Origin of the sequence: Paenarthrobacter nitroguajacolicus (genome assembly GCF_007786235.1) — a bacterium.
In the GTDB taxonomy this organism is placed as follows: domain Bacteria; phylum Actinomycetota; class Actinomycetes; order Actinomycetales; family Micrococcaceae; genus Arthrobacter; species Arthrobacter nitroguajacolicus_A.
On sequence record NZ_VNFK01000012.1, the window covers coordinates 22,168 to 47,459 of the forward strand.

General features: G+C 62.3%; 21 protein-coding genes. 8 read left to right on the forward strand and 13 right to left on the reverse strand.

The window, feature by feature from the left end:
• Positions 1–30: 30 nt before the first annotated feature.
• From FQP90_RS15130 to FQP90_RS15150, 5 genes are read right to left on the reverse strand one after another with little or no spacing between them, the layout of a single operon-like run.
• Positions 31–1,680 carry a PucR family transcriptional regulator gene (locus tag FQP90_RS15130; protein ID WP_144651890.1) on the reverse strand — a complete coding sequence of 550 codons (1,650 nt, stop codon included), beginning with the start codon at positions 1,678–1,680 and terminating at the stop codon, positions 31–33.
• Positions 1,673–3,658: a S9 family peptidase gene (locus tag FQP90_RS15135; protein ID WP_144651892.1), complete on the reverse strand. Its 1,986-nt coding sequence runs from the start codon at positions 3,656–3,658 to the stop codon at positions 1,673–1,675. The genes FQP90_RS15130 and FQP90_RS15135 overlap by 8 nt, the downstream gene beginning before the upstream one ends.
• Positions 3,655–4,644 carry an ABC transporter ATP-binding protein gene (locus tag FQP90_RS15140; protein ID WP_144651894.1) on the reverse strand — a complete coding sequence of 330 codons (990 nt, stop codon included), beginning with the start codon at positions 4,642–4,644 and terminating at the stop codon, positions 3,655–3,657. Before FQP90_RS15140 ends, FQP90_RS15135 begins: the two co-directional genes overlap by 4 nt.
• On the reverse strand, positions 4,641–6,623 hold the full coding sequence (locus FQP90_RS15145) for a dipeptide/oligopeptide/nickel ABC transporter permease/ATP-binding protein (RefSeq protein ID WP_208760020.1): 1,983 nt from the start codon (positions 6,621–6,623) through the stop codon (positions 4,641–4,643). The genes FQP90_RS15140 and FQP90_RS15145 overlap by 4 nt, the downstream gene beginning before the upstream one ends.
• 2 nt (positions 6,624–6,625) lie before the next feature.
• Positions 6,626–7,621: an ABC transporter permease gene (locus tag FQP90_RS15150; protein ID WP_208760021.1), complete on the reverse strand. Its 996-nt coding sequence runs from the start codon at positions 7,619–7,621 to the stop codon at positions 6,626–6,628.
• Positions 7,622–7,886: 265 nt separating this feature from the next.
• On the opposite strand from FQP90_RS15150, the gene FQP90_RS15155 reads away from it, so the two are divergent.
• From FQP90_RS15155 to FQP90_RS15175, 5 genes are all read left to right on the forward strand, one after another.
• Complete coding sequence (locus FQP90_RS15155) at positions 7,887–9,275, forward strand: serine hydrolase domain-containing protein (RefSeq protein ID WP_144651898.1); 1,389 nt, start codon at positions 7,887–7,889, stop codon at positions 9,273–9,275.
• The gene (locus FQP90_RS15160) at positions 9,272–10,171 is read left to right on the forward strand and encodes a serine hydrolase (RefSeq protein ID WP_144651900.1); all 900 of its coding nucleotides are present in this window, start codon (positions 9,272–9,274) and stop codon (positions 10,169–10,171) included. Before FQP90_RS15155 ends, FQP90_RS15160 begins: the two co-directional genes overlap by 4 nt.
• Positions 10,172–10,250: 79 nt before the next feature.
• The gene (locus FQP90_RS15165) at positions 10,251–11,852 is read left to right on the forward strand and encodes an ABC transporter substrate-binding protein (RefSeq protein WP_144651902.1); all 1,602 of its coding nucleotides are present in this window, start codon (positions 10,251–10,253) and stop codon (positions 11,850–11,852) included.
• Positions 11,853–11,997: 145 nt separating this feature from the next.
• Complete coding sequence (locus tag FQP90_RS15170) at positions 11,998–12,876, forward strand: hypothetical protein (RefSeq protein ID WP_144651904.1); 879 nt, start codon at positions 11,998–12,000, stop codon at positions 12,874–12,876.
• A complete protein-coding gene (locus FQP90_RS15175; RefSeq protein WP_144651906.1) occupies positions 12,873–13,718 on the forward strand; it encodes a M55 family metallopeptidase in 846 nt (281 codons plus the stop codon). The genes FQP90_RS15170 and FQP90_RS15175 overlap by 4 nt, the downstream gene beginning before the upstream one ends.
• A 113-nt stretch (positions 13,719–13,831) precedes the next feature.
• Here the strand turns inward: FQP90_RS15175 and FQP90_RS15180 are convergent, their stop codons facing one another.
• The 7 genes from FQP90_RS15180 to FQP90_RS15210 all read right to left on the reverse strand — a co-directional run bounded on the left by FQP90_RS15180 (position 13,832) and on the right by FQP90_RS15210 (position 21,283).
• Positions 13,832–14,635, reverse strand: a complete 804-nt coding sequence (locus tag FQP90_RS15180; RefSeq protein ID WP_144651908.1) for an ABC transporter ATP-binding protein — start codon at positions 14,633–14,635, stop codon at positions 13,832–13,834.
• Between the two features lie 2 nt (positions 14,636–14,637).
• Positions 14,638–15,573 (reverse strand): ABC transporter ATP-binding protein, encoded by a 936-nt coding sequence (locus FQP90_RS15185; protein ID WP_144651910.1) that lies wholly within the window; start codon positions 15,571–15,573, stop codon positions 14,638–14,640.
• Positions 15,570–16,466 (reverse strand): ABC transporter permease, encoded by an 897-nt coding sequence (locus tag FQP90_RS15190; protein WP_144651912.1) that lies wholly within the window; start codon positions 16,464–16,466, stop codon positions 15,570–15,572. Before FQP90_RS15190 ends, FQP90_RS15185 begins: the two co-directional genes overlap by 4 nt.
• Entirely contained in the window at positions 16,463–17,398 is a 936-nt protein-coding gene (locus tag FQP90_RS15195; RefSeq protein WP_144651914.1) for an ABC transporter permease, read from the reverse strand. Before FQP90_RS15195 ends, FQP90_RS15190 begins: the two co-directional genes overlap by 4 nt.
• Positions 17,399–17,450: 52 nt before the next feature.
• Positions 17,451–19,013, reverse strand: coding sequence for an ABC transporter substrate-binding protein (locus tag FQP90_RS15200; RefSeq protein WP_144651916.1), 1,563 nt, complete (start codon positions 19,011–19,013; stop codon positions 17,451–17,453).
• A gap of 62 nt (positions 19,014–19,075) precedes the next feature.
• Complete coding sequence (locus FQP90_RS15205; protein ID WP_144651917.1) at positions 19,076–19,921, reverse strand: M55 family metallopeptidase; 846 nt, start codon at positions 19,919–19,921, stop codon at positions 19,076–19,078.
• Positions 19,922–19,999: 78 nt separating this feature from the next.
• Entirely contained in the window at positions 20,000–21,283 is a 1,284-nt protein-coding gene (locus FQP90_RS15210) for an alanine racemase (protein WP_144651919.1), read from the reverse strand.
• 168 nt (positions 21,284–21,451) lie between these two features.
• On the opposite strand from FQP90_RS15210, the gene FQP90_RS15215 reads away from it, so the two are divergent.
• The 3 genes from FQP90_RS15215 (at position 21,452) to FQP90_RS15225 (ending at position 23,881) form a co-directional block, all read left to right on the forward strand.
• Positions 21,452–21,955, forward strand: a complete 504-nt coding sequence (locus FQP90_RS15215; RefSeq protein WP_244296795.1) for an Lrp/AsnC family transcriptional regulator — start codon at positions 21,452–21,454, stop codon at positions 21,953–21,955.
• Between the two features lie 165 nt (positions 21,956–22,120).
• On the forward strand, positions 22,121–22,903 hold the full coding sequence (locus FQP90_RS15220) for an electron transfer flavoprotein subunit beta/FixA family protein (protein ID WP_144651921.1): 783 nt from the start codon (positions 22,121–22,123) through the stop codon (positions 22,901–22,903).
• 12 nt (positions 22,904–22,915) lie between these two features.
• The gene (locus FQP90_RS15225; RefSeq protein WP_144651923.1) at positions 22,916–23,881 is read left to right on the forward strand and encodes an electron transfer flavoprotein subunit alpha/FixB family protein; all 966 of its coding nucleotides are present in this window, start codon (positions 22,916–22,918) and stop codon (positions 23,879–23,881) included.
• Positions 23,882–23,987: 106 nt separating this feature from the next.
• Here the strand turns inward: FQP90_RS15225 and FQP90_RS15230 are convergent, their stop codons facing one another.
• Complete coding sequence (locus FQP90_RS15230; protein WP_144651925.1) at positions 23,988–25,289, reverse strand: dihydrolipoamide acetyltransferase family protein; 1,302 nt, start codon at positions 25,287–25,289, stop codon at positions 23,988–23,990.
• Between the last annotated feature and the right edge of the window lie 3 nt (positions 25,290–25,292).

Here is a 25,292-nt window from a genome sequence, read left to right on the forward strand (position 1 = left end):
CAGGGCCAAACACGTTCCGTTTGACAGGGGTCAAGCGGAACGTGAGGCCAGGATGCAGAGTTGCAGCATGGCGGCAAAACGTGTCTTGGGATCGTCAAGGTCAAGCCCGCCCACCAGGGCAAGGCGGCGAAGCCGGTACCGGAAAGTGTTCGGGTGGATATAGACCGCGGCTGAGGCGGCTGCGACATCCCCGAAAGCATCCAGCCATGCGCGAAGGGTGTCCACCAGGTTGGCATTGTGTTTCTCGTCGTAAGCGTAAAGACGCGCGATCTGGCCTGTGGGCTGCTCTCCACGTGATGCAGCGAGGTCACAGAGTTCCAGGATCAGTGCTTCCACATGGACATCGGCCAGCCGGGCGACGCGTTGGCCGTTGGCGTTGCCGCTGCGCAACACCCGCAGGACACGGTCCGCGCTGGAACGGGCAGCAGCCAATTCCGCGGCACCATGGGCAACCGGCCCGACGCCGATCACCGCGTTGATGCGGTCACCCAGGCGCCTCAGGAAGTCGGCCCCGACTGCGGCAGCGCGATCCTCGCCCTGATTGTCTCCTTGCGAAACAGGAAACAGCGCGTAGGCAGTGTCACCCAACAGTGCTACTGCGCACCGTGGCTGAACGGCGCCCAGGTGCATGGCGAAGCTGTCACTGATTCTCTGCCGCTCCAAGGCAAGGCCTGCGTCACCTTCCCTCGGCGGCACCCGGTCCACTTTCTGCAGCATGGCCAACGCCAGCACAACGATCGGCTGGTCTCCCAACCCCAGTCTGTCCAGGGCTTCCGGAGCGCCCCGTCCGCCCGCCAGGGCACTGCTCAGCAGGTCAGCCCGCATCCTCCGCTCAACATCGGCACCGGCATGAAGCCGCAATAAATGCAGTGCCACCAATTTCGCGGCGTCGCATAATGACTGTTTCCGTTCCTCGTTGAGCGGGCCGCGGACGGCTACCCAGATGGAGCCAAGCACTTCATCGCCGGCGCGCACGGCCACAGCCACACGGGGAAGGGACGCCGCATCCAGCGACGTCGGCAAAGAATCGACGTAGACGGGGTCCGTGGAACGGTACAGCTCGCGGAAGACACCCCGCTCCACGAACACCCGCGAAATGGCTTCCGGAACCTGGCGTCCCAGGATCGTCTCCACCCTGGTGGCATCGGCTTCGTCTTGCCGACCGGAGAATGCGAGCACTCGCGAACTGCGGTCCTCAATGGTCACGGGGGCATCAAGCAGTGCTGCCACGGCGTTCGCTAAAGAGAACAGGTCACCGGAAGGCGGGCCACTGGTTGATTCGGCGCCCAAACCTCCAAGGTCGCCGGCAAGGACCGAACGCAACATCGCCGCAAGCTGCGCCCAACCAGCGCCCGGAGTCAGGCCCAGCAAGGCAACCCCGGACTCACGCACGGCGGCAGCCACCCGAAGGTCGGCCGCGAAGGGCGCACGGACCACCAGCCCCACCGCCCCCTGCCTGCCAAGCCTCAGCAACAACGACGCCACGTAATCCGCGTCCTGAAGACCAATGCCCAGCACCAGTGCATGAGCAGGCAGAAGCGGCTCATCCATGGGGTCATGGATGGCTATGCCGCCGATTTCCTCAGCCCTGCCAAGGTCTCCCTCCACCAACTCCAGGAGCGTGGCCCCCAAGTCGTCGAGGACTCGGCCCAAGCTGGCGCGGGGACGGACGTCATTCATTCAGGTCCACTCCCGCACCGGAACGGGCAGGCATCGGCTCCCGCTCCGAATCCACACCGTTGGCGTACTTCTCCACCCACTCCACAATGCGTCGGTTGAAGTCAATACGGTGCGATGGACGGCCAACGTCCGTGAAAAGGTGGGATCCGCCTGGATAAAGAACCAGACGGCTCACGACGCCCAGCTCGCAAAGGGCCGCATGCCATTGCTCCGCCTGGCCAACGGGACACCGCACATCGTCCGCGCCATGGAAAATGAGCGTTGGTGTCGTCACACGTTCCACCGCGGAAAGCGGGGACATCGCCTCGTAGCCCGGAGCATCCGTCCACGCCGGCCCGCCAAGCTCGCGGTCGCTGAGGAACTGCCCGCTGTCCGACGTTCCGGCAAGGCTCCGCAGATCGCTGACAACCCCGCCGGCCACCGCAGCCGCGAATCTCTGGTCGCGGCTGGTCAAGTAGCAGGTCATGTATCCCCCGTAGCTGTACCCGGTCACGGCCAGACGGTCCGGGTCCGCCACTCCTTCGGCCACCAGCACGTCCAGGGGCTCAAGGAAATCCTGTGCGTCCGCAATGCCCCATTTGCCCAGAGCCGCCCTGTAGAAGTCCGCACCATAGCCGTCGCTGCCCCGGACATTGAGCAACAGCACAGTCCAGCCTCGTGCCACCAGCTCCTGGTGGTAAAGGTTCACGTCGTCGGCAGCGCTGTTCCAAGCGTTGTGGGGGCCACCGTGAATGTCCAGCAGAAGGGGCTGCGGCCCCTCACTTTCCGGGTCGCGGATGATCCAACCCTGCACCACTGTCCCATCGGAGATGGGAAACCAGCGTTCCAATCGCGGGAAGAATTCCGTCTCCGCGAAGTTCGATCCGTGACGGGTCCATACCCGGACAGCGCCGTCTGAAAGGTCCACGCTCGCAATTTCGCCAAAGGAGTCAGGTGTCTTCAGGACGGTCACGACAGTGTTGCCGGCAACGGACAGCTCCGAGACCACCAGGCCGTCACCCCGCAGCACCGGGCGAGGCTCGCCGCCGTCGACGTCAACCTCGTAAAGGTGCGTGCACCCAAGGTCCCGGATGCAGAAGAGCACTGACCGGCCGGCATTTATCACTCGGGGCGCTGCCCCGGGATAGGCAGGAGCCCCACCCATCACATTGCGGTCCAGCGAAGCGGTGAGATTTCCTGCGGGGCTGCCATCCAAGGGAAGCCGGATCACGGCTGCGTGGCCCACCGGTCGGCTAGACACCACAAAAAGGGCGTCTCCTTCCGCGCTCCATTCGACGCCGCTTACCACGTGGTCGTCCGGGCCCACAAGAACGGGCTGTGCATCCGGAACGTCCACAGCCAGGACGTGCACGGGGGCAACCAGGCTGGCATCATTGTCGGCCGCGGGGCCGGCAGCAAACGCCACATGGCCCCCGTCCGGCGACCACTCCGGATCGCGGGCGTGCCAGTCGCCATGGGTGAGCTGGACGGTTTTCCCGGAGGCCACGTCAAGGACGTGGATCTGGCGCGTCAAGGTTCCCAGCAGGCCCAGTCCGTCGGACTGATAAACCCTGCCGTCCGCCACAACTGGCGCGTCCGATCCCGTGTTACGACCAGGGACAAAGGCAGCGAAGGCAAGCTTCGTCCCGTCAGGACTCCACGTCGGTTTACCGACTCCCAGCGGCAGGCTGCCCAGGCCTCTGAAACGGTGGTCCCCGGGAGTCATGATGTAGAGCTGGACGTGTCCCTCCGACTCCCGCAGAAAGGAAAGCGACGCCCCATCGGGCGACCACGCCGGTGCTGTATCGGCGTTCCCGAACGTGAGTTGGCGCGAGGGGTTTCCCGCGGCATCCACCAACCAGATGTTGCGTTGAGTGCTGTCGGAAACGGCATCGAGGGTCCGCAGTACGTAGGCAACACGCCCACCGTCCGGAGAGAGTGCCGGCTGTTCAGGAACCGCAAGATCCAGCAGATCGTCAACGCAAAGCCTCCGGGTCACAGCAGTCCCGCCTTCCCAGCCATCAGCGATCCATCAGCGAAGTGGCATGCAGCTGCGTGGCTGTGGCCCTCCGGCTCAGGATCGGCTTCCCGGCAGACGTCTCGGCCCGGGAGCACCAGTGGCCCTATGGGGCAGCGCAGATGGTACCGGCATCCGGTGGGTGGATGATGCGGGTCCGCCGGCTCGGCGTCGCTGACAGCCTGCACCGCCGGGTCGGACATCCCAGGACTCAGGCCGGTGCTGCCGTTTCCGGGCACTGCAGCCAACAAAGCCTTGGTGTACGGATGCTGGGGATTCGAAAGGATCTGCTCGGCGGGACCTTGTTCGACGATCCTGCCCAGATACATCACAGCGATGGCATCGGCCACGTATCGGACCACCGCCAGATTGTGCGAAATAAACAGCATGGACAAGTTCAGTTCCCGTTGCAGGTCCCTCACCAGGTTCAGGACTGTTCCTTGGACAGAAACGTCCAACGCAGAGGTGATCTCGTCGGCGATGATGACCTCCGGCTGCCCAGCCAAGGCCCTGGCCAGGGCCACGCGCTGAAGCTGGCCCCCGGACATCTGCCCGGGGTAGCTGGAGGCACGCTGGGGATCCAGGCCCACCAAACCGAGCAACCGTTCTACCTCTGCGCGTCGGCTTGCGGCGTCTCCCCTGCCGGCGCGTGGGATGCCTTCCGCTATGGAGTCACCGATGCTCATTCGCGGATTCAGTGACGAGTGCGGGTCTTGGAACACCATCTGCAAAGGTCTGTGCTCGCCCCTTTTGGGCCGGAGGGGCCGGCCATTGAAAAGTATCTGGCCAGCGGACAAGGGGGTGAGGCTTGCCGCAGCCCTGGCCAGCGTGGACTTGCCGGACCCCGACTCGCCCACCAAGCCCACCACTTGTCCCTTGGGCACTGTGAGGTCAACGCCATCCACTGCCGTCATCCCGCGGCGGCCACCGAATCGTACTGATACCTGCTCAAAGCGAAGTTCGCTCATGATGCCTCTCCTTGCAGTGCCGCAGCGGGTAGTTTGAGTTCCACCGAGACGCGCTGGCCCGTCCCACGCGACGGGTGCCAGCACGCCACCCGATGCCCGTCCTCCTGCTGGACGAGCTGCGGATCCTCGCGGGTGCAGTGGTCGTCCGCCTTCGGGCAGCGGGACGCGAACGCGCAGCCTGCGGGAACATTGGAGGGGTCTGCGGGGCGTCCCGGGACCACCGCCAGGGGCTGGTTGCGATCCGTTTCCATGTCGGGGACGGCGGCCAGGAGGGCCTGAGTGTAGGGGTGCAGTGACCTTTCAGCCAAATCGGTTGCCGGCAGGTCCTCCACGATCCGCCCGGCGTACATGACCAGGACGCGCTCGCAAACCTGGCCCACCAACGTGAGGTCATGGCTGATCAGGAGGATCGCCACGTTGTTCTCTTCCTTGATGGTCGACAACAGCCGAAGTACTTGTTGCTGGACTGTCACGTCCAACGCGGTGGTGGGCTCGTCAGCCACAATCAGTGCCGGGTTTCCCATGATTCCCATTCCGATCATGGCCCTTTGCCGCATGCCGCCGGAGAATTCATGGGGATATTGCCGGAGGCGCCGTTCCGCGGCAGGGACCCGGACTGCCCGCAACCGGTCAGCTGCGCGGGCGAGTGCTTGCCGACGGTTCATTCCTTGGTGCCGCTGCGCCACTTCAGCGAGCTGGGTGCCGATCCGCATGGTGGGGTTGAAAGATTTCATGGGGTCCTGGAACACCATTGCGAAGGACGTGCCCAACAGCTGACGCTTGGCCGGCGAGGGGCTGGACAGTTGGTCCTGGCCGAGGAACTCCAGGCGTGATGCCGTGACGCTTCCCGGGTACTCCACCAGTTGGGCAAGGGCAAGGGCGGTCTGGGTCTTGCCGGAGCCGGACTCCCCCACCACGCCTACGGCTTCCCCCTGAGCCAGGCTGAAACTGACACCGCGGACGGGAGTGATGGGTCCGGCAGGTCCAGGGAAGCTCACAAAAAGGTCGCTGACGGTCAGCACGGCGCTGCTTTCGCGGCTGCTGGTGGAAGGTTCGACGTCGGCGGAGGACTCGACGGCGGTTGGCCGCACCCGCTGAGGTGCTGCGCCCTTGCCGGCGAAGGGTGTGGGTGCGCCCAAGGTCTTGGCAACGGCTTCACCGAAGAGGTTGAAGGCCAGCCCCGCAATGACAACTGCAAGGCCAGGTGCCAGCGCCGCCATGGGGTGAAGGTAAATATCGTTGAGACCCTCGTTCAGGAGCCGACCCCAGTCATACGCAGGTGGTTGGACGCCCAGTCCCAGGAAGGACAGTCCGGCGAAGGCCAACAGCGAACTGCCCGCCCCAATCGTGGCGGTAACCACCAACGGTTCGGCGATGTTGGGAAGGATATGGCGGATCAATCGCTGCACCCGGCCAACACCGGCCAGTTTCGCCGCGGCGATGAAGTCCCGTTCCGACTGCGTGGCAATCAGGGTCTGGGTCAACCGGGCAAAGGATGGGGCGGTGGCAAAGCCTATGGCCAGCACAGCGCCGGTCTGGCCGACTCCGAAGATGACCGCGAAGAACATGGCCAGCAGCAGCCCCGGAAATGCCACTGCGATATTCACGAAAGCGGTGACCAGCCTGCCAATCCTCCGGCTCAGGAGAGAAGGGACAGCACCAAGCACCAAGCCCACGCAAACACCGATGCCGGTGGCTGCAAGGGCCAGTTTGACCGAAAGGCCGGTAGCCACCAGCAGCCGGAAGAAGAGGTCGCGTCCCAGGCTGTCTGTACCAACCGGATGTTCGGGCGAAGGTCCTTGGAGAATGGCGCGTGTGTTGATCTCCTCGGCCTGTCCTGACCACAGGATGGGTGCCAGAACGGCCAAGGTAAGGACTGAAAGGAGCATGGCGGCAGACACAGCCCCGACGGGTGTCTTCAGCGCCGCCAGCCATCGTGCCGCCATCCCTGCTGTGGCAGCCGTCTTTGAAGTGCTCATATTCAGCTCTCTTTAATCGTTGAACGGGGATCGAGCATGCCCAGTGCGATGTCCACCAAGAGGTTCACCAGAAGCACTCCCAGCCCGTACACCAGCACGACGCCCTGCACTACCGGGTAGTCCTTGGCCAGGATGGAGGAGACGATGGTGCTTCCCAGCCCGGGCCAGGCGAAGACATTTTCCACGAGGACCGTGCCTGCAACCATGGCGCTCAGCATCAGTCCACCGATGGTCAGGGTGGCGGTCAGCGCGTTTGGCAGGGCGTGCCGGAAATAGATCATCCAGTTGGGAAGACGTTTGGCGCGGGCGGTCCGGACGTAGTCCGCGCCGAGTACTGAAAGCATCTCCACCCGAACAATGCGCGACAGTATGGCAGCTGAGCCAAGGGCCATGGACACCACGGGAAGGACATACGAGCCCGCGTCGGAACGACCCGCCACGGGAAACCATCCCAGTTGCACGGCGAAGAAGTACACCAAGCCAACCGCAAGGAGGAACTCCGGAATGGCGGCCACAACAATGGAGGTGGAAGTGAAGGCAAGTTCGGTTCGGCGCCGACGACCGCCTCGGGTGAGGACGCCCATCAGCGCGCCCACCGGCACGGAGATCAGGACTGCGAGCAGGAACGCGAGTCCGGCCAGCTCGAAGGTGGCAGGAAGGCGGTCCCCGATGACCTGCGCCACCGGCAGGTCCGAAGTCATGGACGTTCCGAGGTTCCCGCCCACCAGGCCTTGGAGGTAATGGAGGTATTGAAGCCAGAGGGGATCGTTGAGGCCCAGGGCCTCGCGGCGCGCCTCGATCAGGGCACCCGGAGCGGAGTTGCCCAGTGCGGCCCTGACCGGGTCGCCCGGGATGAGGTGGATCATGAGGAAGGACGCCGTGACCAGCACCCAGAGGGAGACCACCAGACGGCCAATTCTTCGCGCTACAAAGCCGGCCCACGGGCTTTCCGATGCATCCGTGACTGCATCCGCGACGAAACGTGTTGCAATGCTCAAAGTTCTACTCCTGCTTCTTGGGAGACCACACTGGACCTCCACGAGACCGGCGTCATCTATTATCTGGCTCACACCCTTCTCAATGCTTTGTCCGTTCCAATCACTCATGGAGCCCGGCATGGTCGAATCGGACAATGCCCGGAAGAATGACTGAGATTGTCCGCTCCGCCGCATCGGACGGCCTTGTCGTAATGGACCACAGCGTTGGAAGGACGTCGTCGTGATCGACAAAATCGCTCCGCTGCGGGCGCCGTAGCATTGCCGCATGACGAACATGAATGAACTCCGCACGTGGCTGGAAGGCCGTCTCCCATCCCTGCTGGCCGAGCATCAGGTGCCCGGTGCCGCAGTAGCTGTTTCCGTCAGGGGTGAAGTGGTCGACGCCGCGGCAGGCATCCTCAGCAAGAACACCGGCGTCGAGGCTACCGTTGACTCCCTGTTCCAGGTGGGTTCAATCACCAAGCTGTGGACTGCCACCCTGATCATGCAGTTGGTGGACGAAGGCACCTTGGACCTGGATGTCCCGGTTCGGAGGTATCTGCCGGAGTTCCGCCTCATGGACGAGTCCGCCGCGGCCTCCATTACCACTCGCCAGTTACTGAGCCACACCGCTGGCTTCGAGGGGGATATTTTCACCGACACCGGCCAGGGAGACGACGCCATCGCCAAGCTGGTGGACCTCTTCGCGGACGTTCCCCAGCTGTTCGCCCCGGGAGAGATGTTCTCCTACAACAATGCCGGATACGTCGTCCTGGGACGGATAGTGGAAGTGTTGCGGGGCAAGTCCTATGACGAATGCATGCGGGAATACCTGTTCACACCACTGCAACTGACCCACGCGGCCAACGGGCCATACGAGGCGATCCTCTACCGCACCGCGGTGGGGCACATTCTGAACGAGGATGGCGGAGAACCCGAACCCAGCCCCATCTGGGCACTGAGCCGCTCAACCGCCCCTGTAGGCTCGATGCTCAACATGCGGCCCCGAGACCTTCTCAAGTTCGCGCAAATGCACATGGATGCAGGGCGCGGTCCCGCGGGCCAGCAGATTCTCAGCGCCAAGTCGGCGGCGGCCATGCTGGAACCGCAGGTGAAGCTCCCGGACCTGGGCTGGATGGGTGAGTCCTGGGGCCTGGGCTTCTCGCTCTTCGATTACGACGGCGGCACGGTAGTCGGTCACGACGGCGGCACTATCGGCCAAACGGCTTTCCTGCGGATATGCCCCGAAAAGGATGTCTCCATTGCTCTCTTCTGCAATGGTGGAAATCCGCTTGCTGTCTTCACCGAGATAGCAAAACATGCGCTCGGCGAGTTCGCCGGCATCACGTTGCCGCAGCTTCCCGTCCCGGCCGGCTCACCCCCGCCCGTGGATGCTTCTCGGTACGTGGGCGAGTACTCCTCGCGTGTTGCCAGCGTGGTGGTGAGCCAGGATGCCGAGGGCCGGATCTGGCTGGAGCGGACTCCCATGGGAGTCTACGCCGAGGTCGGCGACAGGCCCGAGAAGATCGAGCTGGTGGCCATGGACGGGGATACGTTGTTGCCCGCGCAAAAGCAATTCGGAATGCATCTGCCGCATGCCTTCGTTGGTGACGATGGCCAGGGCCGGGCCTTGTTCGTCCACACAGGCCGTGCAGATCGTCGCGTCAGCCCATGAGCATGGGATCTGAGGAACTCGCCGAAATCTTCGCGGCGGTGGGTGCTACGGGCTACGTGCATGCCCGCGAGGTGGGAGTCGTCGGTGGCCGCGAGGTGTCCCTGAATCCTGACGAGGCTGTTGTCCTGGCCTCCGTTTTCAAGGTGCCCTTTGCCGTCGCCTATTCGCGGGAAGTTTCCGCGGGCCGGTTGAAGGAAAGCGATAGGACCACAGTGACCTCCCGGTACCGGGTGGGAGGCCTGGGAACAGCAGGCTGCGCGGACGACGTCGAAATGAGTTGGCGGGACCTTGCAAAATTCATGATGACCATGAGCGACAACGCCGCCACTGACGTCATTTTCCATCGCATAGGCCAGGCCGCAGTGGACGCCGTCCTTGACGATCTGGGCTTACAGAGGACACGAATCATCGGCTGCGGCGAGGATATGGATCATCAGATGGCGGCCGACCTCGGCCTTGATCCAAGCGCTGCGACCACCGACATGGAAGCCATGCTGGCTGCGGCTGCTCCAGAGCAGGTCTGGGCGCTCGGAATCATGGATCCTGCACGGACACCCTCTTCCACTCCCCGGGACATCGTTTCACTGCTTGACGCCATCTGGACCAACTCAGCAGGCTCTCCTGAGACGTGCGAGCGTGTGCGCTCCATGATGGAGCAACAAATTTGGCGGCACCGGATGGCGACGGGTTTCGATGACGGCGTGGTGGTGGCAGGCAAGACGGGAACCCTTCCTGCCATACGCAACGAGGTCGGCGTGGTCACGTACCCCGACGGCCGTCGCTACGCCGTCGCGGTCTTCACACGGGCCACGACGCTTTCCGATACGCAACCAGGCATCGACGCATCCATTGGCAAGGCGGCACGCTTGGCCGTTGACCTGCTGCGCGGGGCATAGTCGGACCCGCCAAACCTTGATCCCTGCAGTTGTCCGCCAAGCCAATGGCACGGGTCACATTTGCCGAAAGAATAACACCATGAAGACACAAGGCACGATCAAGGCGGCGCTCGGCGTCGCCACCGTGGGCGCGCTCTCACTGACGATGGCCGCCTGCTCCGGTTCTGCACCGAAGACCGGGGGCGAGCTGGCAAACGGCAAGACGTTCACCATGAGGCTGAGCGTGGACCCCGGATCACTGGACCCTCTTTTCGCATCGAACTCCATCACCCAGCAAGCCACCAAATTCCTTTACGACTCGCTGATCAACCTTGATCCGGACAGCAAAGTGGTGTCGGGTTTGGCGGAGTCCTGGGAAGGTACTACCACCGAGGCCACCTTTACCCTGCGCAAGGGCGTCACGTGTTCGGACGGCACTGCCCTGACCCCGGACATCGTGGCAGCCAACATCAACTTCGTTGGCGACCCCGGCAACAACTCCACCCGAACAGGTGTCTTTGTTGCTCCCGGAGCCACCGCCGTTGCGGACAACGACAAAGGAACGGTCACGGTGACCACGGTCTCGCCGGAACCGTTCCTGGTCCGGAACGTGGGCAGCCTGCCGATCGTCTGCGCCGCAGGCACCAAGGACAGGAGCCTCCTTGCCCAAGGCGCCGACGGCACGGGCATGTACACAGTTGCAGAGGTAGCTGCGGGCGACCACTACACCCTCACCCGGCGCAAGGACTACGCCTGGGGTCCCGGTGACTGGAAAACCGAACAGGAGGGCTTGCCGGACAAAGTGGTCCTGAAGGTGATCTCCAATGAGACCACTGCGGCTAACCTGCTCCTTTCCGGTGACGTGAACGCTGCCACCATCGTGGGGCCAGACAAGCAGAGACTGGAGGCCAAGAAGTCGTTCCAACGGGACCTGGTCACGGCGCTGGGACAAATCTGGTTCAACCAGAAACCGGGCTTGCCCGGCGCGGACGAAAACGTTCGCCGCGCATTGACACAGGCATTGAAGCTCGACGAACTCGGTCAAGTGATGACGAGCGGCAGTGGCAAGCCTCCCACCAGCCTGATTGCACCGGTACTCAGCCCCTGCAAGCAGGACACACTGAGCGGCAACCTCCCCCAGCACGATCTTGAGGCCGCAAAGAACGCCTTGGATACCGCCGGATGGAAGGTGGGCCCCAACGGTGTTCGAAGCAAGGACGGCGCTCCGCTCAAAATAGAGTTCTTCTACCCAAGCACCATGGGGCCGACGTTCGCAGCAGGCGCAGAGCTGATCAAGGAAGTTTGGTCCGGGATTGGGGTTGACGTTCTCCTTCGGCCCGTCACGGATGCAGAAGGCAGCTCACTCATCCTGGGTGGTGAAGGCGGGTGGCATGCAGCATTCGTGCCCATCGGCGTTGCCTTGCCCAACGAGCTCGTACCATTGGTGTCCGGCCCGACGCCCCCCAACGGCAACAACTTCGCTTATATCAACAATGCCGGCTATCTGGAAAACGTCCAGAAAGCCGCCGCCGCCACTGGTGAAGCAGGATGCGAGCACTGGGCAGCCGCTGAAAAGCAGATCATCGAGCACGTCGATGTGGTGCCTTTCGTCAATTCTGCAACGCCGACCTTCGCCGAAGGGGCCACCTTTGAACTGGCCGACGGACAATTGGCCCCGTCTTCCGTTCGCATGCTTCGCTAACCGTCCTCTCAGAGGAATGCTCCGTCCTGCTCATGGCAGGGCGGAGCATTTCTCATTTGGGCTGGTTCTCCCGGACAAAGCCGGACGGTAAGGCTTCGTCCTGGCCGACAAAGCCAAGAGCACCTAATCGAACCAAGATTGAATCATGTCACTCAATCTCGATGCCCTCTCCCTTGCTGAGCGGGCCCAATTTACAGCCGTATCTGCGGCCGCCAAGGCCAATGTCCGAGTAGTCGACGAACACCGCCGTGAGAGTCTCAAGGATATTGAAGGGCTGCTGGTGGCTATCTGGGGGATGTCTCCGCAAGGAGCTCCCATTCCGTTTGACCTGCTGCGCAGCATTTCCCACGCCGGGTGCAATGTTTCTGCGGCCTACACCTCGGAGGGAGTCCTGTGCGGGGCCGCGGTGGCCATCGTCTCTCCGGACGGATCGACGTATTCGCTGATTGCCGGAGTCCTGCCCGGCGTTGCGGACAAGGGCGTGGGATTCGCCCTCAAACAACACCAAAGGGCTTGGTCCCTGGCACGTGGCATAGAAACCATGACATGGACCTTCGACCCCCTGGTCAGCCGGAACGCCCGCTTCAACCTGTCCAAACTCGGTGCCGTGACGTCCGAGTATGAGAGGAACTTCTACGGCGCGATGCAGGACTCCATTAACGCCAATGATGAATCGGACCGGCTAGTGGTGTTGTGGCCGCTTTCCTCAACCCGAAGCAGCAAATGCAGCGAGGGCTCGGTGCATGAGGTGAGCCTGCCACCGGGTGCGCTGAACAATGCCCGTGAATATGGACCTGACGGCCAACCTGCACTCCTCGAATCGGCAGGCTCCCTCTGGTGCCGGGCGCCGCAGGACATCGTCGCGCTGAGGAAATCCAACCCCCAGGAAGCGGCCATGTGGCGGTTGCAGCTCCGCGACATCATGGAAGGCGCGTTTGCGTCCGGGTTCATCGCTTCCGGCGTCACCCGGACCGGCTGGTACAAGCTCACCCCGGTTGCAAGCCTCACGAAGGAGACAGCATGAAGGTCTACATATCCGTTGACATGGAGGGTATCTCCGGAGTAGCCACCTACGACCAAATCATCCGGGGTGGCAGCGGTTATCCCCGGGCGCAGGCCCTCATGACAGCTGAGACCAACGCAGCCGTGGAAGGGGCCTTCGAAGGTGGCGCCACCGAGGTCCTGGTCAATGACAGCCACGGAACAATGAACAACCTCCTGCACGAGGACCTTGACCCCCGCGCCCGAGTTATCTTCGGTACTCCCACGGCGTTTTGCATGGCCGAGGGCCTGACGTCGGACTTCGACGTCGCCTTCTACATCGGATATCACGCCCCAGCGGGTGTGGAGGGCCTGCTGGCCCATAGCTTCTCCGGCCTCTTTACGAGCTTCAAGCTCAACGGCGAGATCGCATCGGAAGCGTCCATCAATGCCCTTTTCGCGGCCACTCGCGGCGTACCAGTAGGCCTGGTAACGGGCGACGACGTCATCTGCGACATCGCCGAACGTGAATTCCCAGGCGTGCTGACAGTGCCCGTCAAGGTCGCCCACGGATTCCAGGCAGCCAACAGCCTCTCCCCCACGTTTGCCCGTGCGGCCATTCGCAAGAGTGCCCGTGCTGCTGTCCAGGGCGTAGAGAAGACCCGGCTGCTGCCCGTACCGGACAGGCTCAGGCTCGAGATCGGCTTCCAGAACCCCCTGGCGGCAGAGCTCCTGGAAGCCGTCCCAGGGGTATCCCGGGTCAGCAACATGGTGATCGCCCGGGAAGTCGAAACCACCGAGGATCTTTTGGGGATGGTCGGAACCACGTACGAGTTGGCAGCAGTCGCTGCCAAGACAATGTTCCTCCGCGAGTCCCTCAGGTAATTTCCTTGCCGGCATTAAGCAACAACTCTGCAGGAGCCTGGACGGGCTCCTGCAGAGTTGTTTAAAGGGTGCTCGACCGGTTGAATGCTCGACCGGGTTGAAACCGGGTTGAACTAGTAACGGATCCGCGGAATCGACTGCAGAAGCGTCTGGGTGTACTGGTCCTTGGGTTCAGTAAAGAGACTTTCAGTTTCCCCGTCTTCGACGATGTTGCCGTGGTACATCACGGCGACGTTCTCACAAAGATTCCGGACCACGGCCAAGTCATGGGCTATGAACACCACAGAAAGGCCCAGTTGGTCCCTCAGGTCTGCCAAGAGGTTGACAATGCCGGCCTGCACCGAAACATCCAAGGCACTCACTGCTTCGTCCGCGACCAACAATGAAGGCTCCAGTGCAAGGGCCTTCGCAATGGCCACCCTCTGGCGCTGCCCTCCGGACATGGAAATCGGATAGCTGTCCAGGGCCCTGGCCGGCAGCTGGACTTGTTCCATCAGTTCAAGACACCTTCCACCTACATCCCGTGGTTCCACGATTCGGTGGACCCGCAGCAGCTCGGCCAAGGATTGACGAATGGTCATCCTTGGATCCAAGGACGAATACGGGTCCTGGAACACCATCTGGATATGGCGCCGCTGCTCTTTGGTGCGTCGGACAGGCAACTCTTCACCGTTGAACACCACGGTTCCCGTGAATGATCGCTCCAAAGCCGTGAGAACACGGGCCAACGTGGACTTACCGGATCCTGATTCACCCACCAGTCCATGGATCGTGCCCCTGCGGACGCTCAAGTTGACGTCGTTCAAGGCTACGACTTTGCGGCGATTCCGGCCCTTGCCCGCGGAGAATTCGACTCGTATGTCCCGCATCTCGAGGATGTTCTCGGACGCCGGCTGAGTCGGCTGGGTGTTGGACATCGTTAGAGCTCCTGAAGGATCGAAGGCGAGTCCGGTGCGTGGTCCGCAACCCGCATCGCGAATGAATACCCGGCCGGCCTGTCCCTAAGAGCCGGTGTGGTCCCCGGTATCGATCGAAGTCGTTGGCCGGGTTCGTCGATACGCGGAGTAGCGGCCAGAAGTGCACGCGTGTAGTCCTCCCGCGGGTTTCCCAACACTTCTGCAGCGGTGCCGGATTCCACCAGCCGGCCTGCGTACAGGACGCTGATGGTGCTGCAGAGTTCGGAAACCACAGCCAGGTCATGCGTTACGTACAGGATGCCGGCGTTCAGTTCGGCCCGCAGCCCGTCAAACAGCGCCAGGACCTGCGCCTGCACGGTCACATCGAGCGCGGTGGTGGGTTCGTCGCAGAGAATCAGCTCAGGTTCGCAGGCCACACTGGCGGCGATCATGACACGCTGCCGCATTCCTCCGGACAATTGGAACGGATAAGCGTCCACCCGCAGCTCCGGGCTTGGTATTCCTACCAAACCCATCATATGAATGGCGTAATCCCTGGCCTGCTTTCTGCTCAGGCCTTTCCGTTGGGCGATACCGTCCGTGATCTGGGTACCAACGCGGGCAATTGGATTCAATGCCACCGCAGGTTCCTGGAACACCATTGAGATACCAGCGCCCCGGATCCTACGGAAATTGCGGCCGCTGTTGGCAAAGAGATCCGCGCCGTTGAAGTATGCGCTCCCCGAGCTGACGCGGGCGTTGGCCGACAGCAAACCCATGAGGGACCGCAGGGCCAGGCTCTTTCCGGAGCCCGACTCCCCTACCAGTCCATGGGCTTCAGCCCGCTGGACCGTAAAGGAAACGTCCTTGAGCGCGGCATAGTCGCGGCCCTGGATGGTCACGTCGACGCACAATCCCTCCACCTTCAGGAGTGGCTGCTCCTCTGATGCCGCGTTCATCGCTTTGCTCGCAGGGCATTGGCGATTCCGTCGCCCAGGAACGTGAGCGAGAGGCTGGCGAGAATAACGGCTGCGCCCGGAATCAACACCAGCGTGTAGTTTCCGGAGGCCAGGAACTGCTGGCCGTCACTGATCATCTGTCCCCAATCAGGAGTCGGCGGGACGATGCCCAACCCGAAGTAGCTCAGCGTGACGATCACGCCGATGTTGGATACGACGTCGCTCATGGCGAACACAACTGCTTGCGTCATGGTGTTTGGCAAGACGTGCCGGACCACGATCCGGGCTTTGCCCAGCCCACCCGTCTCACAGGATTGAATGAAATCCCTGTCCCTGACCACGAGCGTTTCGGCGCGCACTATCCTCGCGTAGGAAACCCAGCTCACAATGCTGATCGCCAGGAAAATACTCATGGGACCGTTGCCGAAAACGAAGACCAGCGTGATGACCAGGACGAAGAACGGGAAAGCGGAAACGACGTCCGCAATGCGCATGATGAGGGTGTCGAACCAGCCCCCGAAATATCCGCACAATGCGCCCACAATCGTCCCCAGGACAAAGGGGAAAAGGACAGCCAGGACCGCAATTCCCAAGTCGCTGCGGGCACCGAAAAGAAGGCGGCTCCACGTGTCCCGGCCCAGGTTATCTGTTCCGAGAGGGTGCGCGGCCGTTGGCCCCGACAAGGCATTGGCCAGGTCCTGGGCTGTTGGATCGTAGGGGGTAAGGATCGGGGCAAACACTGCCGCCAGGACCATCGCACCGAAGACGACACCCCCGATGAGGAGCTCGATGTTTGATCCACGGCCCCATGGCCTTATCCGCGAGCGCCACGGAGGTTTGCTGCCACCGAGTCCGGTTGCGGGTGCAGTTGGGGGAAGAAGCGTCTGTGTCATGCCAGTCTCGCTCTCGGATCAAGCAGTGCATAGGAAAGATCAGTGACCAGGTAGACCACAACCACGATGCCGGCAAAGACAAGGGTGGTTGCTTGGACCACTGGGAAGTCCCTTCCGAGGATGCCGGCCAGCATAAGGCTTCCCATTCCCGGAATGGCAAAGACCTTCTCCACCACCAGCGCCCCTCCAGCCAGGACACCGGCTTGGATCCCCAGGATGGTTACCCCGGAGATGCTGCCGTTGCGGATGGCGTAGGCGGCCAGCACGGTAGCTGGCTTCAGGCCCTTGGAGTGGCCAAAAGCCACAAAGTCACTCTGCAATGCGTCCGTCAGCGACGCCCGGAGGCTGTTGACCAGCATGGGCACAATTCCCAAGGCGATCGTCAGGGACGGCAGGACGAGTGAGTGCAGGTGTTCCGCCGTCGTCCTTCCGTAGCCCCCCACGGGAAACCAGTGCAGCTTGAGGCCGAAGACAATGACCAAGAGAGTTCCGGTCAGGAACGCAGGAGTTCCCTGCGCCACGGCTCCGAAGATCCGCACCCCAATGTCGGCGCCTCCGCGGCCGCGGACTGCGACCCACGTTGCAAGCGGGAGGGAGATGACGACGGCGAAAGTCACCGCCATCAGCATGAGCAGGAGCGTGGTGGGCAGCCGATCGGCGAGCAGCGACACTATGGGCGACCGGTACTGGAACGATGTTCCCAAGTTGCCGCTGATCAGGTCAGTCAGGAAATGCCAATACTGTACGGTCAGGGGCTGGTCCAGTCCCCACTCGGCTCGAAGGGCTTGAACGGCCGATTCGGAGGCTTTGTCGCCCAGGGTTGTGCGGGCTGGATCTCCAGGAGTGGCATGGACAAGCACGAACGTCGCCGTGACGACGCCCCAGACCACCAGGACGAGCAGGCCCAGCCGGCGGGCCAGGAACCGGATCATCTGTCCTCACCCCATTCCCGGAGGTTCTCGGCTTCCGGCTGGGTTCCCGGGACTACTTCGACAGCCACGTGTTGACCAGGTTGTAGTTACCGGTGATGGACGGCTGGAAGCCGTGGACCCTGTCGCTGTAACTGTAGAGGCTGGGCAGGTAGAACAGCGGCACCAGTGGTTGGTCGTCGTCAACCTTCGCCTGGATGGTGGAGTAGACCTTTTTCCTCTCAGCCTGGTCACTAAGGCCTGCCGCCTGGCTTATCAAGGCGTCGACGTCCTGGTTTTCATATCCTGTGTACAAGGAGTTGGAGCCACCGGCTTTCGACACGATGAACCGCACCATTTCGTCGGGGTCCGTGATGTCGGTGGTGGCCACACTGATCGCCATGTCGTAGTCCATCGACTTCCGGGCGGCCCGCTGCGCTGCCGGCTCCATCTGGTTGATGGTCAGCGTGATACCTATTTCGGCAAGCTCACCCTGCAGGATCTGGGCAATGGTCAATTGGGTTGCGTTGCCACTGCTCACCAGGATGCTCGCATTGAAGCCCTGCGGCTGGGACGACAACGTCATCTCCTTCTTCGCTTCGTCGAGGTTGTACTGCCGGCCCTTCACGTTTGCGTCGTACGCCCAGTACGCGGGGCTGAGGAATGACCCGGCCGGGGCCCCCTTTCCGAAGTAGGCGGCCTTGAGTATCGCCTCGCGGTCAATGGCATAAGCGATGGCCCGCCGCACGTGGAGATCCGAGAAGGGAGTCCTGGTGTTGTTGAGCGTGAGGAAACTGGTGAGGCTGCTCTCAAATGCCGACGCCTTCAATCCCGGAGTCGACGACAAAGCATCGAAGCTGCTCGCGGCAGGCGTCTCATTGATGCTGATCTGACCACCCTGCAGTTGGGTTGCCCTGGTATTGGCATCTGCCACGGCAACGAAGGTCACGGCGTCAAGGTACGGCTTGTCTTTCCCCCAGTAGGACGTGTTCTTGACGAGCTCCAACTGTTGCCCCTTGGTCCAGCTCTTGACTTTGAAAGGCCCCGATCCCACCGGGTCCTTGGCGAACTCTTCCTTGGACTTGCCGCCATAGTTCTCGGGAACTATGGAGTTTGCGAACAGGGCAAGCACCGACGGCAGGGGTGTCCATGCAGCTTTCGTCTTCACCACTACGGTCTCCGGCGACGGAGCTTCGATCACGGCGATCTGCTCATTCAGGAAACCGGACGGGAGATCCGGGTCCGAGGCGGTGTCCAGGGAGAACTTCACGTCCGCAGACGTAAGCGGGGTGCCGTCCGAGAAAGTGATTCCGGGCCGCAGCGTGAAAGTCCAGGCCAGCTTGTCTTCGGACTGGACCCAGTCCGTCGCGAGGGCGGGCTGGACGCTTTCGCCGTCCACCGAAGGAACAAGAAGGGTGTCGTAGATTTCCTCAACTGTCCAAATGGACTCGTTGTCGGTGGCGTCCGTCGGCATCAGCGTCGCAACGTCCGCCTCCCGGGCCATGACAAGGTGCCCACCCGGCTGCGGGGTTCCTGGATCATCCGAGGATGAAGAAGGACCCGGGGAACACCCCACCAGTAGCAGTGACGAGATGACAGTCGAGGCGGCCAACGCTGGCAGCCATTTCTTTTGAATCATTGTTTGTCCTCTTAAATGCGGGCCTCGGCCCGAGGGTGATGTACTGCAGCAGTGCTGCGGGTTCAGGTCCGGTTGACCAGCGAGTACACAGTGCGGGCCGCGACGCCCGCCAGGTTGTAACTGGTTGCGATCATGCCGAGCAGCTCATCCGCCGATTCCACTTCCCGCGAAATCGACAGGTTGCTGGTGCGGCGCACCCCAGGCACTGCCTCCACGAGTTCCGCCGCCAGAGCTGTTTGGAATCCGATTTCCAGGTGAAGACGGTCCGGGACGGGCAGGAGGCGGGTGCCGCCCACCCCACGCACGGCAGCAGTGGCGGTCTCACGGATCCGCCGTCGTGCCTCTTGCGGGGACAAGCTGTTGGCAGCCATGACGCCTCTGGCGTCCTTGACCTGAACGGTCCGGACACCGGGGAAAGTGCTTTGGGCCAGTCCGCAGATCACGTTGTCCCCTGTCACGAGGCCAACGGGCACTCCCCTGGTGGCAGCAAACATGGCATTGACTGATGCCTCGGATGCCACTGCACCGTTGACGTGGAAGCTTGCGAAGTACCCTGAAAACGAATGCGCCAGCACGCCCTCGGAGCCGGCCGGCGCGTGGTATCCGACATACAGCGCCACATCAAAATCCGGGGTGAGTCCTTCGGCCATACAGAACGCTTTGGGCGAACCGAAGATGACGCGGGCGCGCGGGTCCAGCTGCTCGTGAAGGAGATTGTCCATGGTGCCGTGGCTGTCGTTGACCAGAACCTCGGTGGCGCCGCCGTGGAAAGCACCCTCAATGGCGGCATTGGTTTCTGCAGTCATGAGCTGTTGGGCACGGGGGTACCCGCTGCCGCCGCGAATGACTTGGTCATATGTCGCGATTCCGGCAATTCCCTCCATGTCCACTGAGATATAAACCCGCATAATGAATCTCCTTAAGATCGGCCGTAGTGCCGTTGGTGTCAGCCGATCCTTCGACTGTTCCGCCCAGAGTGGACGGTTCTAGAAATAGGTCCTGATGGCATTCATGACTCTGTAGGAGTCATCGACAAGTGGAATGAGAGTCCACCTGTCGAAGGCGGAGCACGGGTGGGATATCCCGAGGCAGACCAGGTCGCCCACTCCGATGCGGTCCTGGGCGGAAAAAGACAGGAAGAGGTGCTGGTCATTGAGGGAGGTGACTTGGGCGTTGATGGGAGGCCGATCGACGCCGCCGCTCCTCACCAGCAAGGGAATCGGCATGCCGGCGTCGTACGGAACGTCCCGCCGCCCACAGCCAACAATGGCCAAGCCTGGAGAGGGGACAGACAGGACAGTCGCCCAAACCTCCAACGCAGGAATGAAAGGCTCCGCTTCGTCGCGGAACGGCGAGGTCAGTTGATAGAGGCCATGATCGTGCGTGATGTAGCAACCGCTGCGCAGAACCACCCGGATGGACGGCCCCTCCCAGTCGCCGATGAATACCCGGACCACTTCGTCAAAGTAGGAGCTGCCGCCACACGTCACTATCGCGTTCGTGGGCAGCAAGGCAGCGCTGTGGAGGTCCCTGACTGTCGCAGCAAGGTGGGCAAGGAATGTCCGTGCGGCGATGAGCCGGTGAAGGGCGGATTCCCCGGGGACAAGTCCCTCGAATCCTTCAACTCCCACCAAATCCAGGTGGGAGGAGCCGTCGATGGCATGAGCGACCGCCAGAGCCTCCTCTGTGGTCCTGCATCCGGCCCGTCCCTGGTGGTAGCCAAGCTCCAGCAGCACGGGAAGGGGCCGTTCCACATCGCCAACAATTTTCAGTTCTGCGTCCATCAGTTGCACGCCTGCATGGGAATCCACCAGCACGTACACTTCCCTGGCTTCATCTTCCCGCCGGAAAGCGCAGATCCACTCGAGGTCACTCCTGGCAAGAACCTGATTGGCGATGATCATCCGCTCCACGCCGAACTCCGCCAGGACCCGCGCTTGCGAGACAGTGGCGACGGTGACGGCCCATGCTCCCGCCTCCAGCTGCCTGTGAACGAGTTGTGGGCTCATGGTGGTCTTCGCGTGCGGGGCAAGGAAGACGCCGCGTTTTTTGCACCAGCCGGCCATCCGCTCAATGTTGTGGGCCAGCTCTTTTTCTTTGAGCACCATCACCGGCAAAGAAAAATCACCATTAAGCGCATTCCATTGGCGCTCCGGGATTTCAGCCAGGGACATTCCGGAAATGCCTGGGGGAAATGCCTTGAAATGGTAGTCCACGGGGTTGGTGGGAATTGTTCGCTCTGCTGATGCGGGCAGGGTTTCTGTTGCCATGAAAGAAGTTCTCCTCGATGTCACTTCGAAGATTACGCGGTGCTGAATGCGATCCCTTAGTGCCACAGGCAGAGCCGAAGGCCGTTGTTTCGTCCTTTTGGACAATGAGTTTTGGCCGTGGTGCGCCTCGCTCCGGGTGTTCGGCGGCGCGCTCTTGACGATCGTCACATGACTGATACGTTTGCCGTCATGGCCAATGCGGATCCCCGAGCACTCCAGAACTTCGACGGAACAGACAAAGCCGTTTTCAGGGCGCTCGACGACGACCCTCGGGTGCCCGTCCTCTTCCTCGCCCAAAGGCTGGGGTTGGCACGGGGAACTGTCCAGGCACGACTCGAAAGGAAGATGGCAGCCAACTGTCTTCGGCCGAACAGCACCCGGATTACCCCTGATTCACTGGGACTGCCCATATCGGCACTCGTCACGGCGGAGGTGGAGCAATCGTCACTTGCCGCAGCCGTTGAGGCCCTGAGCGGAATCCCGGAAATCATCGAGGTGTACGGGATGGCAGGAGAAGCCGACCTCGCCATACGGGTCGTGGCGAAGGACACCGAAGACCTCTTCCGGCTCGGACAACAGATCACCGATTGCGCGGGAATTCGGCGAACCACCACGTCACTTCTGCTGAAAAAGCTGGTCCCGTACCGAATCAGCCAGCTGCTCCACGACTAACACCCCGCACGGTGAACAATTTCCGGCCTCCGGACCATGGTGAATGAATCACCGTGTTCACCCGGATGACACTGCATTGTCCACATTGACTCGGCTGCGTAGCGTCCTTCGCAACTATTCCTGTGCGCTCAAATATGCGCTCTGGAAAATGCAAGGAGTTGTTCAATGAAGATCATCGTGCTCGTGAAGCAGGTTCCAGATACATCGGAAGAAAGAACGCTGGACACTGAATCAGGATTCCTTGAGAGGGATCCGCAAGGAAATGTACTGGACGAAATCAGCGAACGCGCGTTGGAAGTGGCACTTCGCCATAAGGACTCGCACAAAGGCACGGAAGTCGTGGCCCTCACCATGGGCCCTTCGGATGCGTTGAAAGCCCTCCGGAAGGCCCTGTCCATGGGAGCGGACTCCGGGGTGCATGTGGCTGATGATGCGTTGGCAGGGGCCGACGCGATGTGGACATCCCGGGTGCTTGCGGCGGCCGCCAGCGCCGAGGGATTCGATCTTGTCATTACCGGCAATGAATCCACCGACGGCAAGTGCGGGGTTGTGCCGGCAATGGTTGCCGAGCACCTGCGCCTGCCGCTTGTTGGCTCCTTAGACTCCCCCGGTATCAGCGCCGAGTCGGTCAGCGGGCGGCGTGAGTGCGGGACGGGAACCATGACCGTCCGCGCTGGGCTCCCGGCGGTAATGAGCGTCACTGAACGTTCCGCAGAGGCACGTTTCCCCACCTTCAAAGGCATTCTGACGGCAAAGAAGAAGTCAGTAAAGAACGTGGCCTTGGCCGAGCTTGGACTCTCTGGGGCCACGGTATCGACGGCGGGACGGTCAGTCATCCTCTCCGTCGCCCGGGTGGAGGGCCGTTCAGGCGGCAGAAAGATTGTTGACCACAATGGTTCGGCCGCCACGGAGCTCATGGAGTTCCTCGCCGACCGCCAACTGCTGTAGGAGGAATCACCCATGTCGAACATCGTGGCATTCATAGAATTGTCCCAGGACGGCGGGCCTGGTCCCGGAGCCCGCGAAGTCCTCAAGGCGGCTTCACAACTGGGCGATCCCATTGCTGTCTTGGCAACCAGTTCCCTTAGCGGCTCTACCGTTGGGCAATTGGCCGCACTTGGAGCCAAAGGCGTCTTCGCCGGTGAAACGGAACTGACGTCGTCGTGTCTCCAGGAACCGGAGGTGGAAACACTCGCCAAGGCAGTCCAGGCGCTCGACCCCGCGGCCGTGCTGGTTGTGAACACCACCTCAGGACGCGAGATAGCGGCCCGGTTGGCGGTCCGGGCCAGCGGAGGACTCACTGCCGATGCGGTGGCCGTCCGAAAGCAGGACGGGATGGTGGTTGCCACGCGGCTCGTCCTCGGCGGCACATACTCAGTGGATTCGACGGTCGAGGATGGACTCCCGGTCATCACTCTCCGGCCAGGCGCCTTCGAAGGCCAGGCGCGTCCTGCGGAGCCTGTGGTGACCAGCCTTGGACTGAAGGTTGACACGCGGGCGGCGGCCGCCGTCGAAGCGTTCACTCCGGGTGCCGATTCGCACCGTCCCGACCTCCGGACGGCGGAACGGGTGGTGGCGGGCGGACGAGGGTTGCTCTCCAAGGAGAACTTCGTCCTGGTCGAGCAGCTCGCCGACGCCCTCGGCGCAGCCGTAGGTGCTTCCCGCGCTGCAGTGGACAGCGGCTTCATCGCTTCCGGAGCACAAGTGGGCCAGACGGGAGTCAGCGTTTCACCCGAGCTGTATGTGGCGCTCGGTATCTCCGGAGCCGTTCAGCACCGGGCGGGAATGCAATCGTCAAAGACCATTGTGGCGATCAATAAGGACGCGGATGCTCCGATCTTTGATATCGCGGATTTCGGCATAGTGGGCGATGCCACCACCGTGGTGCCGCAGCTGCTTCATGCGATGGCAGTCCGCACGCCCTGACGGTCAAGTGCCAGCTGTCCCGGACCGGGGCATAACAACGGCGGGCGGCTCCGGGTTTCGGAGCGGCCCGCCTTCCGTCGACCCATAAGGCTCGCGGTTTCCTGCGTTAGGTCATGGCAATGGCCATGCTGGGGTCCGAGACGATGGAACCCACGTCCGCCAGGAACTTCGAGCCCTGCTCGCCGTCCACCAACCGGTGGTCGAAGGAAAGGCTAAGGGTCATCACGCTGCGCAGCGCCACCTGGCCTTGGTGCACCCAAGGCATCTGCCGGACTGATCCGATGGCCAAAATGGCCGCTTCCCCGGGGTTGAGGATGGGCGTTCCAGCATCAATTCCAAAGACACCAATGTTGGTGATGGAAAGAGTACCGCCGGAGAGCTCAGCCGGGCTCGTCTTGCCTGCTCGGGCAACCTCCGTCAGTTCGCTGAGGGCGGCGGACAGCTCTTTGAAGGACATCGCATCAGCGTCTTTGATGTTCGGGACCGTGAGACCCCGGGGAGTCGCAGCGGCAATTCCGAGATTGACGTAGTTGAACTGCACGATCTCCTGCCTCGCCTCATCCCAGGTGGAATTCAGCGAAGGGTTGCGGCGCAGGGAGATGAGTACTGCTTTCGCCACCAAGGTCAGTGGCGTCAACTTGTACCCGGCGTATGCACGATTCCCCTTCAACCTCGCCAGCAGGTCCATCCCGTTCGTAACATCCACCGTGAGGAATTCCGTGACGTGGGGAGCCGTGAACGCACTCGCAACCATCGCGGAGGCCGTGTGCTTCCGCACACCTCTGATGGGTGTCCTGGTTTCGCGAGGGGCAGCAGTCTGCTGTGTCCCGGCGCCCACGGGATGCAGCAACGGCTGCCGGCTTCCGGCTGACTTCGCGGCGGCCGCCTGAACGTCGTCGCGAGTGACCAAGCCACTCCGACCTGTCCCCTGGATGGAACCCAAGTCCACGCCCAAGTCACGTGCCAGTTTGCGGACCGGCGGGGTTGATCGTGGTCGCTCCGGAACGCCACGAAGGGCAGCGGGGAGCGAACCATCCTGCGTGCCAGGATTGGCTTTCCGCGCCTTCCGCGTGGGCCGGCTGCTTCTTTCCACCTCCGCCCCGTATCCAACCAGGGTGGGCACGCGCTTGCCCTCGCCGCCATCGGGGGTTCCATCGGAGGGAAGCCCGCCGGGAAGCTCGAACGAAACAATGGGGGTACCCACCTCCACCACCGTGCCCGGCTGTTCGTGGAGGACGGCAATAGTGCCTGCATAGGGAGATGGAAGCTCCACCACTGCCTTGGCTGTTTCCACCTCTGCGATCACCTGATTCAGCGTGACGATGTCCCCCACGGATACTCTCCAGTGGAGAATTTCGGATTCTGTGAGGCCTTCCCCCAAGTCCGGAAGCCTGAATTCCTTCAACATTCC